Origin of the sequence: Streptomyces sp. NPDC002588 (assembly GCF_040295925.1) — a bacterium.
Classification (GTDB): domain Bacteria; phylum Actinomycetota; class Actinomycetes; order Streptomycetales; family Streptomycetaceae; genus Streptomyces.
Window position 1 is genome coordinate 215966 of the sequence record NZ_JBEOWF010000013.1, and the last position, 15187, is coordinate 231152.

13 protein-coding genes and 1 pseudogene are annotated in these 15187 nt (G+C 73.0%); 8 read left to right on the forward strand and 6 right to left on the reverse strand.

Annotated elements, in window-relative coordinates; all coding sequences use genetic code 11:
• Nucleotides 1-196 precede the first annotated feature (196 nt).
• From ABT057_RS17540 to ABT057_RS17555, 4 genes are read right to left on the reverse strand one after another with little or no spacing between them, the layout of a single operon-like run.
• Complete coding sequence (locus tag ABT057_RS17540; protein ID WP_352343959.1) at nt 197-1537, reverse strand: AAA domain-containing protein; 1341 nt, start codon at nt 1535-1537, stop codon at nt 197-199.
• Nucleotides 1538-1545: 8 nt separating this feature from the next.
• Entirely contained in the window at nt 1546-3135 is a 1590-nt protein-coding gene (locus ABT057_RS17545; RefSeq protein ID WP_352343931.1) for an amino acid adenylation domain-containing protein, read from the reverse strand.
• Nucleotides 3126-4277, reverse strand: a complete 1152-nt coding sequence (locus ABT057_RS17550) for a hypothetical protein (protein ID WP_352343960.1) — start codon at nt 4275-4277, stop codon at nt 3126-3128. The genes ABT057_RS17545 and ABT057_RS17550 overlap by 10 nt, the downstream gene beginning before the upstream one ends.
• Entirely contained in the window at nt 4228-5181 is a 954-nt protein-coding gene (locus ABT057_RS17555; protein ID WP_352343932.1) for a phosphatase PAP2 family protein, read from the reverse strand. Before ABT057_RS17555 ends, ABT057_RS17550 begins: the two co-directional genes overlap by 50 nt.
• Nucleotides 5182-5393: 212 nt before the next feature.
• Between ABT057_RS17555 and ABT057_RS17560 the strand changes: the two genes are divergently transcribed.
• Nucleotides 5394-5990 carry a histidine phosphatase family protein gene (locus tag ABT057_RS17560; RefSeq protein WP_352343933.1) on the forward strand — a complete coding sequence of 199 codons (597 nt, stop codon included), beginning with the start codon at nt 5394-5396 and terminating at the stop codon, nt 5988-5990.
• Between the two features lie 26 nt (nt 5991-6016).
• Here ABT057_RS17560 and ABT057_RS17565 read toward each other — a convergent pair whose 3' ends face one another.
• Nucleotides 6017-7486: an NsdA family TPR-like regulatory protein gene (locus ABT057_RS17565; protein WP_352343934.1), complete on the reverse strand. Its 1470-nt coding sequence runs from the start codon at nt 7484-7486 to the stop codon at nt 6017-6019.
• Between the two features lie 265 nt (nt 7487-7751).
• On the opposite strand from ABT057_RS17565, the gene ABT057_RS17570 reads away from it, so the two are divergent.
• Nucleotides 7752-8156 carry a hypothetical protein gene (locus ABT057_RS17570; RefSeq protein WP_352343935.1) on the forward strand — a complete coding sequence of 135 codons (405 nt, stop codon included), beginning with the start codon at nt 7752-7754 and terminating at the stop codon, nt 8154-8156.
• A 57-nt stretch (nt 8157-8213) separates the two neighbouring features.
• Nucleotides 8214-9086 carry a spermidine synthase gene (locus ABT057_RS17575; protein ID WP_352343936.1) on the forward strand — a complete coding sequence of 291 codons (873 nt, stop codon included), beginning with the start codon at nt 8214-8216 and terminating at the stop codon, nt 9084-9086.
• 99 nt (nt 9087-9185) lie between these two features.
• On the opposite strand, the gene ABT057_RS17580 is transcribed toward ABT057_RS17575, so the two are convergent.
• On the reverse strand, nt 9186-9707 hold the full coding sequence (locus tag ABT057_RS17580) for a hypothetical protein (RefSeq protein WP_352343937.1): 522 nt from the start codon (nt 9705-9707) through the stop codon (nt 9186-9188).
• Between the two features lie 122 nt (nt 9708-9829).
• On the opposite strand from ABT057_RS17580, the gene ABT057_RS17585 reads away from it, so the two are divergent.
• The 5 genes and pseudogenes from ABT057_RS17585 to ABT057_RS17605 all read left to right on the forward strand — a co-directional run.
• Nucleotides 9830-10537, forward strand: coding sequence for a response regulator transcription factor (locus ABT057_RS17585; RefSeq protein ID WP_352343938.1), 708 nt, complete (start codon nt 9830-9832; stop codon nt 10535-10537).
• Complete coding sequence (locus tag ABT057_RS17590; RefSeq protein WP_352343939.1) at nt 10534-11940, forward strand: HAMP domain-containing sensor histidine kinase; 1407 nt, start codon at nt 10534-10536, stop codon at nt 11938-11940. The genes ABT057_RS17585 and ABT057_RS17590 overlap by 4 nt, the downstream gene beginning before the upstream one ends.
• A 98-nt stretch (nt 11941-12038) precedes the next feature.
• Entirely contained in the window at nt 12039-13466 is a 1428-nt protein-coding gene (locus ABT057_RS17595; RefSeq protein ID WP_352343940.1) for a glycoside hydrolase family 18 protein, read from the forward strand.
• Between the two features lie 224 nt (nt 13467-13690).
• On the forward strand, nt 13691-15007 hold the full coding sequence (locus ABT057_RS17600; RefSeq protein WP_352343941.1) for an ABC transporter substrate-binding protein: 1317 nt from the start codon (nt 13691-13693) through the stop codon (nt 15005-15007).
• A 20-nt stretch (nt 15008-15027) separates the two neighbouring features.
• Nucleotides 15028-15187: pseudogene (locus ABT057_RS17605) on the forward strand (sugar ABC transporter permease); the annotation flags it as partial.

Sequence of the window (15187 nt, forward strand, 5' to 3'; positions counted from 1 at the left end):
TGTCCAGGGGATCCGGTGTTCCGCCAGGTGTGCCAGGACCGCGTGGTTGGCTTCCCAGCCGTCCGGGCTGTGTTCGTCGGCCGCCTCTGGCGGCGTGTCGGACTCCGTCCGGCGGGTGGCGGGGTGGCGGTCCTGTTGCGCGGGCGGGCCTTCGGGGCTTCAGGGCGCGCGGTGTTTCCGGGGTTCCGTGCGCGGTTCAGGGTGTCCAGGGGATCCGGTGTTCCGCCAGGTGTGCCAGGACCGCGTGGTTGGCTTCCCAGCCGTCCGGGAACTTCACGAGGGTTCCCAGCTGGACCGGCTCCGTGGAGGGGTAGTCGTCGAGGAGGTCCCCGACCCCCGCTCGGCACACCACCACGCACGCGTGCCGGTGCCGGGAGGTGAGGACGCAGAGGCGGCCGGTCTCCAGGTGGAAGGCGGTGGCGTCGGGGCGGCCGGACAGCGGGTGCAGGATCACCGTGACGTCGAACTCCATGCCCTGGAGGCGGTTCGCCGTGTCCACGGTGACGTCCGTGACGCCCAGTTCCGCCAGCGCCGCCCGTACCGCCGCGGCCTGGTCGCGGTGGGCCGTGCCGACGGCGACCCGGTCGGCGGTCAGCGGGGTGGGGTCGGGGGAGCGCTCCGAGGTGGCCGCCCCGCCCCGGTCCAGCAGGCGTCGTACGACCGTCGCCACCGCCCGTACCGCCTCCGGGTCCGTGCGGGGCGTGTGCCGGGCGGGCAACTCCAGCAGGCCCCAGCCCGACTCGGCCGCCTCGTCGATCACCCGGTCGGGGCCCGAGCCGTCCGACGGCACGGCGAAGGCCAGCCGGCGGTCGCCGTGGGCCGTGCCGCTGCGGAACGGTGTGTAGGGGTAGAAGGCGTCGGAGACGAGGGGGGCCGCAGACGCCGGGAGCCGCCAGGACACCGGCAGGCGGTGCTGGGGCAGCTCCGGGTTGTGCGCGAGCAGCGTCGTCACCGCCGAGGCCGACGGGTCGTACGACAGGCCCGCCCACTGCTCGCTGCCCACGATCGCGAACGGATCCAACTGCCCCGGGTCGCCCACGAACAGCGCCCGCTCGAACAGTCCGGCCACGGCCAGCAGTCCGTCCGACCGCATCTGGTACGCCTCGTCCACGATCGCGTGCCGCCACGGCTCGTCGGCCTTCACATGCGCCCACTTGGCGGCGGTGGAGATGACGACCGGCAGACCGGCCAGGTCCGCGGCCTTCGCCGACTTCCGTACCTGCGCCAGCGCGTCCAGCGCCTTGTCGTACGGGTCCGCGTCACTGCTGTGCAGCCGGCCCACCGGCAGCTCGGGGCTCTTCTCGGCGAGCCGCAGCACCAGGTCGTCGACCTGCGCGTTGGTCTGTGCGACCACCATCAACGGGCGCCCCGCGTCGGCGAGTTCCAGCGCCGCGCGGACGACGAGCGTCGACTTTCCCGCGCCGGGCGGGGAGTCCACGACCACTCCGCGCGCGGTGCCGTGCAGCGTGTCGCGCAGGATCGCGTCGGTGGCGCGGCCGGCGGCGGTGCCCGGGTCGAAAGCGGCCTCGGCCGACACAGGGGGTGTCACAGAACGTCCTCCTGGGTGACGGAGTCGGGAGCTTCGGGTACCTGCTCGCCGGGCGGGCCGCCGTGCGTCCACGGCGTGTCCTCCGGGTCGGGCAGCTTGGCGCCGCCGCGCTGCTCGTGCTCGAAGAGCGTGAAGCACAGCAGGTCGCCCTTCTCGGGCACGGATCCCGCCTCCGGCTCCTTCCCACGGCCCATCTTGTCGACGATCCGCAGCACGAGGAGACCCTCGTCCTCCTGGCCCACGAACTCCGCCGCCTGCGGCTTCCCGCCCAGCGAGCGGTACACCTTCAACCGCTCCCCGAGCCGCGGCCGGTCGTCCGTCCGCACGGTGACCAGCGGGCGGGGGCTGGGCCGCTTGCCCTCGCTGTACGCCATGACGACGTCGACGACCTCGCCCGCGAACGCCTCCCCGGACAGCCGTCGTCCCGCCATCACCAGCGGGTCGTCGAGCGCCTCCTGCGCCTCGAGCCGGGCCTGCTCACGCTCGCGCGTGGCGAGCTTGTTGGCGGCGGTCACCGCGTCGTCCCGGCGCGGCTGCGGGGGTTCGCCGGCCACCACCCGGTCGCGGTGGCCGGTGAACGACCAGCGGTCGCGCGTCCACCGCTCCTCGACGTGCGCCCCTTCGGGCAGCGTGCGCAGCAGGTCGATGCCGTCCCACACCTTGTGCCAGGTGGGCAGCGTCCGGCCGCGCACCAGCTCGTGGATCTCCCGCTCGGCGGCGGTCTGCGCGCCCAGCCGGTCGTCGGCCTCCAGGCCGTCCTCGGCGGCGGCCAGGCCGGTCCGCGCGCGGTCGTAGCGCTCGATGGCGGGTGCGAGCAGCTTGTTGTCGAAGGCGGGGTCGGTGGCCGGTCCGGCCGGCGGGCACCGCAACTGTCCGTCGGCGTCGCGCGCGAGCTCGGCCCGCTGGGCGGCCTCCGCGCCGGACTCGCCCTCCGGCGGGGCGATCCACGCCAGCAGCGCGCCCAGGTGCTGGTCCTCCAGGCTGGACTGCCCGGTAGCCCAGTGCCGGCCGAGCACCTCGGTGAGCGCGAGGAGGAGGGAGGAACCGGGGACGCGGGCCCGCTCCCCGAAGTGCGTCAGCCAGCGCCCGAGCAGCGGCACGCGCGGGGGAGCGGGGAACGGCGACTCGGGGTCCTGCTCCGCCGTACGCCGAAAACGCGTGGAGCGGCCGAGGAGGCGGACGAAGTCGACGCCCGCGCGGCTCGGCACGATCAGCTGCGGGGCGTCGGCGCACAGCTCGACCTCGACCTTGACGCGCTTGCCGGTCTCCGGGTCGGTCTCATTGCGCTCGGCCGCCTCCACGGAGTCCGCGTAGGAGTCGATGTACGGCAGGACGATGTCGGCGAGCTCGGCGAGGAACACGAACCTGAGGTCGCGGTCGCGCGGCTGCGGTACGACGAGCAGCCGCGGCGCGTCCCGGTCGGTGCCGACCAGCGCGCCGAGCGGGGCACCGGCCTCACCGGCGGTGGTGAGCGGCACGAACACCAGGGGGCGGTCGGACAGATGCCGGTGCCGGACGGTGGCGGCGGGCAGGGCGCGGCCGGTGGCGACGGCCTCCAGCCGGGCGAGGGTGGCGATCAGCGACACATCGCCCCCAGGGTTTCCTGCGCTTCGCGAGCCCCGAGTGCTTCGGTGCGCAGTTGTGCGGCGCGGCGCAGGGCGGCGACCGCCGGGTCGTCCGGGTCGCCCAGCTCGCCGCGCGCGGCGGCCAGGACGTCGTCGACGGTGGTCAGGCCGCCCAGTTCGGCGCGGACCGAGCGGCCCAGGGTGGTCACCGCGCCGGCCGCGCGGGAGCGGTCGCGGCAGTGGAACGCCAGCTCGCAGGCGGCCAGGCATTCCGGTGCGTACGTCGCCGGGACCGACTCCACGGCCGCCGTGAGCTGTTCGGCCGGCAGCTCGGGGGAGAAGCAGGTGCCTTCGGGGAGGGTGTCGGCGATGTCCTGGATGCGGGTGAGGCGGGCCAGCTGGCGGCTGGTGACCGCGCGCTGCTTGCGGACGTCGACGGCGGAGGCGGTCGGCAGGTTGGAGAAGTCCTTGGGGCAGACGAGGAGCACCCGGTGGCGGACCTTCGGGGCCGGGTCGAGACGGGCGGCGACCTCCTCGAGGGCCAGTACGTACACGGCTGCCTGGCGGGCGGCCGCGCCGACCTTCGCCGGGTCCGCCGAACCGTCCAGCATCGGGAACGACTTGATCTCCACGACCGTCCAGCTGCCGTCCGGGTGCACCACCACCGCGTCGGGCTCGAGGAAGGCCGGGGATCCGGCGACGTCGAGGGCGAGCATCGGGTGGTCGAGGAACGTCCAGGTGCCCCGGGCCTGTTCGGTGGCCTCGCGCAGCGCCAGCGCCGTACGCGCCGTGCGGCCCTCGGGGCCCGAGGCGGTGAGCTCGGGCACGCTCGCGGTCGTGGGCGGCTCGGCGGCCGGGTCCAGCCGCTCATGCACCAGCCGCAGCAGCTCCGCCCCGCCGTCCGCCTTCACCTTCGCCTCGAAGGCGTTGCCACGGGTGAGGGCGAACTGGGACTGCCCGAAGGCCGACGGGGAGCCCAGCGCCCCCGCCAGCGCCGCCTTGTTCACCCCGGCGCCGTCGAGGATCGCGCGCCGCTTGCAGCCCGGGTTCGCGGCGAGCGCCGCGAGGGCACGGGCGTCGAGCGCCTTGGCCGGTACGTCGGGGCCGCGCAGCTCAGCGAGCCGCTGCCGGAGCGCCGTCCCCCGCGTCCGTGGGGGAGGCACCCGGGCCGGTTCCCGGTTCGAACCGTGACTCGCGCTGCCGTGGAATTCGCTCACCCGTCGAAGTCTGGCATCCGCCACTGACAATCGAGGCCGAAGTGTCCCGGGAGACCGCCGGGAAGGACGGCGCCCGAGTGATGAGCGCCGCCCGGAGCCGGTCCGCCGACCGCATGACGACCGGTGCCAGCAGCAGGCCGACGCCCATCACGGCCGCGCCCGCGACCGCGTCGAGGAAGTAGTGGTTGGCGGTGCCCATGACCACGATCGTGGTGAGCAGCGGGTAGAGCACGGCGGCGACCTTCGTCGTGCGGGTGCGGCCGTAGCGCCACAGCATCACTCCGCACCACAGCGACCAGCCCACGTGCAGACTCGGCATCGCCGCGTACTGGTTGGTCATCCCGCCGAGGCCGCGCGGAGCGCTCGCCTCGCCGCCCCACCAGCCGTACGAGCTGTACTGGGCCATGGTGTCCACGAAGCCGTGGTCCGTGGAGAGGAGGCGGGGCGGGCAGGTGGGCAGGAGCGTGAAGCCGATGAGGCCGATGAAGGTGGACGTCATCAGCCAGGTGCGGGCCGCCCGGTAGACCTCCGAGCGGTACCGGAACAGCCAGACCAGGATCACCGGGGTGACCAGGTAGTGCAGCGACGCGTACCAGAAGTCGGCCGGCACACCGAGCCAGGCCTCGCGCGTGAACAGGCGGTTCAGCGGGTGCTCGGCGTTGAGGTGCAGGAACTTCTCGACGCGCAGGATCGCCAGGCCGTGGTCGACGGCCGTCGTGACGTCCCCCCGGGCGAGCAGCCGGCCCGCCGAGTAGCAGGCGTACACCAGCAGGATGAGAGGCAGCTCGGTCCACCAGCGCAGCCGGGCCCGAGGGGCCGCCTCGGTGCCCGGTGTCTCGGTCTGCGTCATCCGATCGCCTCCCCCTTCGTACGCTTGCGGTCCCGGTGGCACGGGACGAGCCACTTTACGGCGTATGCGGACGCCCTCTCGGAGGGCCCCCGGCCCTCAAAGACGCGGAGATCGCCCACCGGGTTGCCCCGTTCAAGGGTGAGCGATGATGGAGGGGTCCCGCCTCCGATTTCTCCCTGGTCCGTCCCAGGGTTCCCCCTGAAAGGTCCCCCATGGCACCGCGCATCCTGCTGGCCCGGCACGGGCAGACGGAGTGGTCGCTGTCCGGCAGGCACACCGGCAGGACCGACGTGCCGCTCCTGGAGGAGGGCCGCCGCGGCGCCAAACTGCTCGGTGAACGGCTGCACCGGGCGCCGTTCGACGGTCTCGCGGACGTCGAGATCCGCACCAGCCCGCTGGCACGCGCGCGTGACACGTGCGAACTCGCCGGTTTCGGTGAGCGGGCCGCCCGCTGGGACACGCTCATGGAGTGGGACTACGGCGCGTACGAGGGCATGACGCCCGCCGGCATCCAGGCGGTCCGGCCCGGCTGGCTCATCTGGCGCGACGGGGTTCCCGAGGGGGAGTCCCTCGCGGAGGTCACCGCCCGCGCGGACGAGGTGGTCGCCTGGGCGCGCTCGGCGGACCGGGACGTGCTGGTGTTCGCCCACGGGCACATCCTCCGGTCCATCGGGGCACGCTGGCTGGGGCTGCCGCTGGACTTCGCGGCCCGGATCCGTCTGAACCCGACGTCGCTCTCGGTCCTGGGCTGGGCCTACGGCGAGCCGGCGATCGAGAGCTGGAACGACCTGGGGCACCTGGCGGGGTGACCGGTTCCGGCCGACCCGCTCGGGCTCTACGCCTTGCGGGGCGCCGACGCGTGTCTCTCCAGGAACTCGTGCACCCCGCCCGCCCTCCGGTGTGGCAGAAGCACTCTCGCCGTCCCCGCCAGCATCCCCTGGATGCGGGACGACTGGACCTGGTCCAGCAGGTCCAGGACCCGCATCCCGGCCACGGCCGCCTCGTCGGGCCGTCCGCCCCGGGCCAGGTCGTCGGCCAGCTCGGCCGTGTACAGCGCGATGTTGCGGGTGAAGTGCGGGTCCTGGAGGTCGGCCGCCCGTCCCGCGTGCCGGGCCGCCCGGCGCCAGTCGCCCAGCGTGGACCAGCACTGCGCCTCGAGACCCGCGAGCTCGGCCTCGCCGTAGAAGCTCATCCACTCGGCGTCGGCGTCCGAGGCACCGCGCTCGTAGAAGGCGTGCGCGCGGGCGAGGGACTGTTCGCAGCCGGCCCGGTCGGCGAGTCCCGCCCAGCCGCCCGCCTCGCGCAGCGCCAGGAGGGACATCAGCCGCGCCGAGCCCAGGGGGCGCGCGACGCGCTGCGCGGCCTGCGCGGCGCGCACCGCCTCGCGGGGGCGCCCCGCGTCGCGCGCGAGGAACGCGGTGTTGCAGAAGGCGTGGGCCTCCAGTGCCCGGTCACCGGCCATCCGCGCGGTGGCGAGGGCCTCCGCGTAGTGCGAGCGCGCGTCGTCGAAGCGGCCGGAGTCGTGTGCCAGCCAGCCCACGGAGATGGCGAGTTCCCCGGCGCCCGAGTGCAGCCGGTCGGCGGTCGTCTGCCGGGTGGTACCGGCGTCGAGCAGCGCGTAGGCGGCGCGCAGCGGGGCGGCCGCGCGGCGGTAGAGGCCGTCGGCGCCGTGCCGGTCGTCCAGCAGGCGGATCCTGCGGACCGCTTCTTCGAGGGCGGCCGCCTCGCTCGCCCCGGCGTGGCGCACCCGGCGCTCCGCCGCCGAGGCGTGGGGGGCGAGCCCCAGGGGGCCCAGCGAGGCGGCGGCCACGGTGGCCCCTCCGCCCGTCATGAATGCGCGACGCAGCACGTCGCTCTCCTCGTGGTTGTGGTGCGTGTCGTACGGGTCCTGCGTGTTCTGTGTGTCATACGGCTCGTAGGCCCCGTGTGTCTCACCCGTCCGCCGTGGCTCACCGATGGTGTGCGCCGGGCTCGCGGTGTGTACGCAGGGCGCGTCGTCGGCGGCACGCGACCCGCGTCCGCGGACGGACGCGCGAGGCGCGAACCCCAGGTCGGTCAGTGTGCGACCGGGGAACATGTGCAGGAACACCCGCTCGTACGCGTAGTTGGGGCAGCGGATCTCCCCTGCCTCGACCCGTCCGATGTAGCGCGCGTCACAGCTGACCCGCTCGCCGATCTCGCGCGCGGCCCGCCGTACCAGTGCGGCGAACTCGGCCGGCGAGCGCTGTCCGCGCAGCTGCCGGAAGGCGAGGTTGGGTTTTGGTGGCCGGTCGGGCCTGGGTGGGGTCACCGTTGACGACGCCATGGCCGGGTCCTCTCTGCGAACCGTCGAACCATGCCGGGGCCGGGGAGACTCAATCGGTTTTCCGAGGTGATCACCCTGGTGTCCGGCGGGCAAGAACGTACCTGCTGCGGTCGGGCCGCCATGCGGAGTTTGGTCGCAAACCGGGTATCTCATCCGGGATCTGCCATGAACTGCCATCCTTTGCGGCGGACTTCCCCCGTAGCCGTTGACGCGGTGCCGCGTTGAATGCTGTGGACTACAAGCGGGCTGCGCGGTGGAGGCCGGGATGGAGACCAGCCAGAGCAACGATCCGAGTACGCCGTCGGTCGCGGCCGTGCCGAGGGGCGCGGCGTGCGACCTCGTGACGGTGCCGACCCGGCAGGGACTGGAGGCGGTCGACATCCTGCGCCGGGGGGCCGGGCCCTCGGTGGGGCCCGTGCTGCACGACGACGGGGGCGACACCCTCGGGTTCCTGGTGCCGCCGGGCACCGCGGCCGCCTGGGACCTGCCGGGCAGTACCTGCACGGAGACCGACGGGCGCGGGCCGAGGCCCGACCCCGAGCCCCTGGTGGCGGGCTCGGACTGGCTGGTGCCGCCCGGCGAGGCGGACCTCGCGACGGATCCCGCCGTACTGCGGCGGGCCCTCGGCGAGGCGGCGCGCACGATCGAGGCGGCGGACAGCTGTCAGTGACCCGACGGCGCGCGGGCGGCTCCGGCCCCATCCCTCGGCAGCTGCGAAGATGCCCCCATGGCAAAGTCCCGGAGCAACAGGAGCGCGCGGAGTTCCGACCCCGCGGCCGTCGTCGAGGCCGTCGACGGCGGGCTCGCGCAGTTGCTGCCCGACCGGGACCGCGGGCGGGCCTGGACGCTGCTGATCGACGGGGCGCCGCAGTCGCACGTCGACCTCGACGACCCGGCCCACCTGTCCTTCGAGTACCAGCGCCGCCTCGGCCATGTCATCGACCTCGCGGCGCCGCCCGGCCGGCCGCTGCACGCGGTGCACCTCGGCGGCGGAGCGTTCACGCTCGCCCGGTACGTCGCCGCGACCCGCCCCCGCTCCACCCAGCAGATCGTCGAGCGGGACGCGGCGCTGGTCCGGCTGGTGCGCCGGGAACTGCCCCTGGACCCCGGCGCGCGGATCAGGGTCCGGTCGCTGGACGCGCGGGACGGACTCGGCAAGGTGCCCGACGGGTGGGCCGATCTCGTGATCGCCGATGTGTTCAGCGGCGCCCGGACCCCCGCCCACCTCACCTCGGCCGAGTTCCTGGACGAGGTCCGCAGGGCGCTCAGGCCCGGCGGTCTCTACGCCGCCAACGTCGCCGACGGCCCGCCCCTCGCGCATCTGCGCGGCCAGATCGCCACCGCCGCCGCCCGCTTCGAGGCACTCGCCCTGGTGGCCGACCCGACGGTGCTACGGGGGAAACGGTTCGGCAACGCCGTGCTCGTCGCCTCCGACCTGCCGCTGCCCGTAGCCGAGCTGACCCGCCGCTCCGCCTCCGACCCGCACCCGGCCCGGGTCGAGCACGGGCGCGCCCTTCTCGACTTCACCGGCGGAGCGGCCCCCGTGACGGACGCGGCGGCGGTCGCCTCCCCGGCCCCGCCACCCTCGGTGTTCCGCTAGGGCCCGTGCCTGCCGGTCCGGCCGGCGTGGTCGCTTTTGTTGATTTCGTTCCCAGCAGCTCAGCAGCTCAGCAGCTCAGCAGCTCAGCAGCTCAGCAGCTCAGAAGTTCTGTACGTCGACCCGGGGCGGGCCGTCGTGCCAGGTGCAGAAGACCGTCACCCGGTCGGCGCCCGAGGCGAAGTCGACCCGGATCCAGGACTCCGTCTTCCACACCTGCACCGACCAGCCCGCCCCCGGGGTGGCGGACACGAGGGTCGCGTAGGTGTCGGCGAGGTCGAGGACGACCCGGCCGCCGTCGGTGTCGTAGCTCTTGATGGTGCCCGCGGCGGTGCTCTTCGAGGGAGCCGGTGCGCTGGGCGGCGAGGAGGCCGAGGGAGTCTTCGCCGCTTTCGAGGCCGCCGGGGTCGGCGTGGGCGAAGGGGAGGAGGGGCTGGTGCTCGGGGAGGGCAGGGACCGGGACTCCCGGGCGGCCGAGGTCGTCCCGCCCGCCGTCAGCGGCAGGGCGCGCGGAGGGTCGTAGACCGTGCCCGCCATGACCGTGTGGACACCCCACCACGACAGCGTGACCGCCGCGCCCGTGGCGAGCAGCCAGGCCAGTACGTGTACGAGTCCTCTGCGCATCGCCGGCCATCTTGCCTCACCCGTCCCACGGGTGTCGCACGGCAGGGCCACCGGTTGTCCACAGGACGGGAGTTGTCCACAGGCCCCGGCCGGGCTGCGGCGGATGGCGTACGGTGCGGCGCATGGCAAGTGTGCTCGTGGTCGAGGACGACCAGTTCGTACGCTCGGCGCTCATCCGGCATCTGACCGACGCCGCGCACCTCGTGCGCAGTGTCGGCACCGCGCTGGAGGCGCTGCGCGAGGTCGCCCACTTCCGTTTCGACGTGGTCGTCCTGGACCTCGGGCTGCCCGATCTCGACGGCTCGGAGGCCCTGAAGATGCTGCGCGGCATCACCGACGTGCCGGTCATCATCGCCACCGCGCGCGACGACGAGGCGGAGATCGTCCGGCTGCTGAACGCGGGCGCGGACGACTACCTGACCAAGCCGTTCTCGGTCGAGCACCTGTCGGCACGGATGGCCGCCGTCCTGCGCCGGTCCCGGTCCGGCACCGCGGAGGCCCCGCCCTCCTCCGTGCTGCGCGTCGGCGGTCTCGCCGTCGACCCGCTGCGCCGCCAGGCCGAACTGGAGGGCGTCCGGCTGGACCTGACCCGCCGTGAGTTCGATCTGCTGGCCTTCCTGGCCGCCCGGCCGGGTGTCGTCGTCCCGCGCCGCGAACTGCTGGCCGAGGTGTGGCAGCAGTCCTACGGCGACGACCAGACGATCGACGTCCATCTGTCCTGGCTGCGGCGGAAGCTGGGCGAGACTGCGGCGCGGCCGCGCTATCTGCACACCCTGCGGGGAGTCGGCGTGAAGCTGGAGCCACCGGAGGAAGGGAGCCCGGTGCGATGAGATGGGCGCTCGTCAAGGTCTGTCTGGCCGTCACCACGATGGTCGTGGTCGCCTTCGCCGTCCCGCTCGGACTCGTCATCAGGGAGATGGCCCGCGACCGCGCGTTCTCGGGCGCGGAACGGGAGGCCGCGGTGGTGGTCCCGGCGCTGTCCATCACCACCGACCGCGACCAGTTGGAGCGGGTGGTCGCCTCCGCCGGCGCGGGCGGCGGGATGGCCGTGCACATACCGGCGGGCGACGGCCGGGCCGCCGTCGACCTCGGTGGGGGGCGCGCATCCGACGCGGACATCGCGGCCGTACGGAAGGTGGGCCGCGCCTCCGTCGCCGAGGTGCCCGGCGGCTCCGCGCTGCTCCAGCCGGTCGCGCTGGGTCTGGGGACGGTGGTGATCGAGGTGTTCGTCCCCGAGTCCGAGGTCACCAACGGGGTGGGCACGGCGTGGGCGGTGCTCGCGGCGGTCGGGGCGGCCCTCGTGGTCGGCTCGGTCGCGGTCGCCGACCGGCTGGGCGTACGGATGGTGCGGCCGGCGAGGGAACTGGTCGAGGGGGCGCACGAACTGGGGGAGGGAAAGCTGGGGTCGAGGGTGCCGGAGGAGGGGCCGAAGGAACTGCGGCTGGCGGCGGTGGCGTTCAACTCGATGGCCGACCAGGTGGTCCAACTCCTGGCGAACGAACGCGAACTGGCGGCGGACCTCTCCCACCGCCTGCGCACCCCCCTCACCGTCCTGCGGCTGAACGCGGCCTCGCTCGGCGACTCCCCGGCGGCCGAGCAGACCCGGACCGCGGTCGCCCAGCTGGAGCGCGAGGTCGACACGATCATCCGTACGGCCCGGGAGGCGAAACCGCAGACGACGGCCCTCGGCCCCGGCGCCGGGTGCGACGCGGCGGAGGTGGTGCGGGAGCGGATGGCGTTCTGGTCGGCGCTCGCGGAGGACGAGGGCCGCAAGGTCCGCACGGCCGGGGTCGACCGCCCGGTCCGGATACCCGTGGCCCGCGCCGACCTCGCCGCCGCCCTGGACGCCCTCCTCGGCAACGTGTTCCGGCACACCCCGGAGGGCACCGCCTTCGCCGTCGACGTCCACAACGGCGAGGACGCGGTGATCGTCCTCGTCTCGGACGCGGGGCCCGGCATACCCGACCCCGAGGCGGCGATGGCCCGCGGCCGCGGCTCGGGCAGCACCGGGTCGACGGGCCTCGGTCTGGACATCGTCCGCCGCCTCGCGGAGTCGACGGGCGGGGACGTACGGATCGGGTCGTCGGTGCTGGGCGGCACCGAGATACGGATCTGGATCCAGCTGGACGGCCGCGAGCGCGCGCCTCTCCGGCGGGGGCACCGGGGCTCGGTGAGACGCCGTCGGACCGGACGACCGGTCTTGACCTTTAACCGGTCCCGATCCCTCCCTTAAGCGCTCCCTAAGATCCTCGATCCCCGCCCCTGTCAGGCACTTTGCCCGATTCGAGGTCGCTAGCGTCTGCCGCACCCGAGAGTGAAGGCAGGCAGGCGATGAGTGCACACCGGCGCAGGGTGAGTGGCAGGAACAAGGTCATCGGGGGTGTGGTCGCCGCGGCCGTCGTGGGCGGTGGGGCCGTCCTCGTCGCCGGTACCGCGCAGGCGGCCGGGGTCGGGGCCGCGTACACCAGGACCAGCGCATGGTCGACCGGGTACACCGCGCAGTACGTCGTCACCAACAACAGCGGTCAGGGCAAGGCGGGCTGGAAGCTGGAGTTCGACCTGCCGGCGGGGGCGAGGCTCGGCTCCCTCTGGAACGGGGAGTCGAGCGTCAGCGGCCGGCACGTCACCGTGACCCCGCCGAAGTGGGACACCGACGGGCTGGCCGCCGGGGAGTCGGTCACCGTCGGGTTCGTGGTCGACGGCGGCGGGGACCCGGTCGGTTGCCGGGTGGACGGCGTCCGGTGCGCGGCGGACGGCGAGGTCACGCCCGCGCCGAGCGGGCGGCCGACGCAGGCGTCCCCCACGCCCGTGCCGGTCCCTTCGCGGACCGCCACACCCTCGGGGAGTCCCGGCGCCGGCACCGCCGCCTCGGCCGGTTTCGCGCCCTACGTCGACACCTCCCTCTACCCCGCCTTCGACCTTCTCGCGAACGCCGCCGCGACCGGCGTGAAGAACTACAACCTCGCCTTCGTCACCGACGGCGGCGGCTGCACGCCGAAGTGGGGCGGGGTGACCGACCTCGGGAGCGACGCGGTGGCCGCACAGATCGGGGCGCTGCGGGCGATGGGCGGTGACGTGCGGGTCTCCTTCGGCGGGGCGAGCGGCGCCGAGCCGGCCACCACCTGCTCCTCGGCGAGCGCGCTGGCGGCGGCGTACGGGAAGGTCGTGGACGCCTACCGGCTGACCAAGGTCGATTTCGACGTCGAGGGCGGGGCGCTGCCGAACGCGGCGGCGAACACCCGGCGCGCCCAGGCCGTCGCCGAGCTCCAGCGGCAGCATCCGGGCCTCGACGTCTCGTTCACCCTGCCCGTCATGCCGGAGGGGCTGACGCAGGACGGAGTGAGTTTGCTCTCCACCGTGAAGGCGGCCGGTGTGAAGGTCGCCACTGTGAATGTGATGGCCATGGACTACGGTCCGGCGTACGGCGGAGATATGGGCACATATGCCGAACAGGCAGCCACCGCCACGCAGGCACAGGTCAAGAGTGTGTTCGGGCTGAGCGACAGCGCAGCGTGGAAGGCGGTCGCGGTCACTCCGATGATCGGTGTGAACGACGTCACCTCCGAGGTGTTCACGGTCGAGGATGCCGACCAGCTCGTCGCTTTCGCGAAGTCGAAGGGCCTCGGGTGGCTGTCGATGTGGTCGGCCACCCGGGACAGGCAGTGCCCGGGCGGGGCCAAGAACCAGGCCGACGCGACGTGCAGCTCGATCGTCCAGGGCGACCGCGCGTTCTCGAAGGCCTTCGCCACGCTCAAGTGATCCGCACCCGGGCGATCGTGCCCGAACGATCAAGGAAGGAGGGCAAAAAGGGATCAAGGTGTGTCGATTACGTTTCGACAAACGAGGCCGACGGCTCTTGACGCATGACCGGACATACGGCTGTTATTGCGCCACCCCGTGTTCGGTCAAGTTGATTTCTGGTCGATTAAGACCGGCTTTCAGCCAGACCTCCATGGCCGAACCTCGCTGTCAGGAGCCGTTCCATGCACGACCTCTCCCCTTCCGGCCGCTTCGCCCTCCCCTCCCCGAGCCGTCGCACCCTGCTGCGCGGCCTGGGCGGCGCGGCCGTCCTCGGTGCCGGCATACCGCTGCTGTCCGCGTGCGGCGGCAGCGGCACCGCCTCCGACCCGAAGACCGTCAGCCTCGGCTCCAACGCGTCCGACGCGGTTCCGAAGAAGGCGTTCGCCACGATCTACGAGGCGTTCAAGAAGCAGTCCGGGATCACGGTCGACGTGAACACCAAGGACCACAACACGTTCCAGGAGCAGATCAACTCCTACCTCCAGGGCACCCCGGACGACGTGTTCAACTGGTTCGCCGGCTACCGCATGCAGTTCTTCGCGGCCAAGAAGCTCGCCACCCCCATCGACGAGGTCTGGGACAAGATCGGCGGCAACTTCCCCGACGCGATGAAGGCGCTCAGCAAGGGCGAGGACGGCAAGTACTACTTCGTGCCGCTGTACACGTACCCCTGGGCGCTCTTCTACCGGAAGAGCGTCTTCCAGCAGCACGGCTACACCGTCCCCACCACCTGGGACCAGCTGGTCGCCCTGTGCAAGCAGATGAAGAAGGACGGCCTGGTCCCGATCGCCTTCGGCGACAAGGACGCCTGGCCCGCGCTCGGCACCTTCGACCAGATCAACTTCCGCACCAACGGCTACGACTTCCACGTCGAGCTGATGGCCGGAAAGGCCTCCTGGACCGACACCAAGGTCAAGGCCGCCTTCGACCACTGGGCCGAGATCCTCCCGTACCACCAGGACGGCGCCGTCGGCCGCACCTGGCAGGACGCCGCCCAGACCCTCGTCTCCAAGAAGGCGGGCATGTACCTGCTGGGCACCTTCGTGGCGCAGCAGTTCACCAACCAGGCCGACCTCGACGACCTCGACTTCTTCGCCTTCCCGGAGATCAACCCGGAGTTCGGCCAGGACACCGTGGAGGCCCCCACCGACGGCTTCATGCTCTCCAAGGCCCCGAAGAACAAGGACGGCGCCGTCAAGCTGCTGGAGTACCTGGGCACTCCGGAGGCCGAGGCGATCTACCTCAAGGCCGACCCGAGCGTCGTGGCCGCCTCCTCCAAGGCCGACACCTCCTCGTACACCGCGATCCAGAAGAAGGCGTACGCGATGATCAGCGGCGCCAAGCACCTCACGCAGTTCATGGACCGCGACAGCCGGCCGGACTTCACCTCCACGGTGATGCAGCCCGCCCTGCAGAAGTTCGTCCGCGACCCCAAGGGGATCGACAGCCTGCTCACCTCGATCGAGCGCCAGAAGAAGTCGATCTTCGCGTCCGGCTGACCGGACGAGCACCTGACCGGATGAGCACCGACATCGACATGAAGACCCCGGAGGCGGCCAGTGAGCCGCCCCGGGGCGCGTCCCGGAAGAAGCGGGTTCCGCAGGGCCACCGCCGTCTGCTGACCCGCCGTGACCGGCTCACCCTCGGCCTGATGGCCGGGGTGCCGACGGTCCTGCACG

Coding starts and splice junctions, on each gene's coding strand:
- ABT057_RS17580 (WP_352343937.1), bottom strand. CDS start 9,707: ATGCGCAGAGGACTCGTACACGTACTGGCCTGGCTGCTCGCCACGGGC.
- ABT057_RS17585 (WP_352343938.1), top strand. CDS start 9,830: ATGGCAAGTGTGCTCGTGGTCGAGGACGACCAGTTCGTACGCTCGGCG.
- ABT057_RS17570 (WP_352343935.1), top strand. CDS start 7,752: ATGGAGACCAGCCAGAGCAACGATCCGAGTACGCCGTCGGTCGCGGCC.
- ABT057_RS17555 (WP_352343932.1), bottom strand. CDS start 5,181: ATGACGCAGACCGAGACACCGGGCACCGAGGCGGCCCCTCGGGCCCGG.
- ABT057_RS17590 (WP_352343939.1), top strand. CDS start 10,534: ATGAGATGGGCGCTCGTCAAGGTCTGTCTGGCCGTCACCACGATGGTC.
- ABT057_RS17600 (WP_352343941.1), top strand. CDS start 13,691: ATGCACGACCTCTCCCCTTCCGGCCGCTTCGCCCTCCCCTCCCCGAGC.
- ABT057_RS17560 (WP_352343933.1), top strand. CDS start 5,394: ATGGCACCGCGCATCCTGCTGGCCCGGCACGGGCAGACGGAGTGGTCG.
- ABT057_RS17595 (WP_352343940.1), top strand. CDS start 12,039: ATGAGTGCACACCGGCGCAGGGTGAGTGGCAGGAACAAGGTCATCGGG.
- ABT057_RS17575 (WP_352343936.1), top strand. CDS start 8,214: ATGGCAAAGTCCCGGAGCAACAGGAGCGCGCGGAGTTCCGACCCCGCG.
- ABT057_RS17565 (WP_352343934.1), bottom strand. CDS start 7,486: ATGGCGTCGTCAACGGTGACCCCACCCAGGCCCGACCGGCCACCAAAA.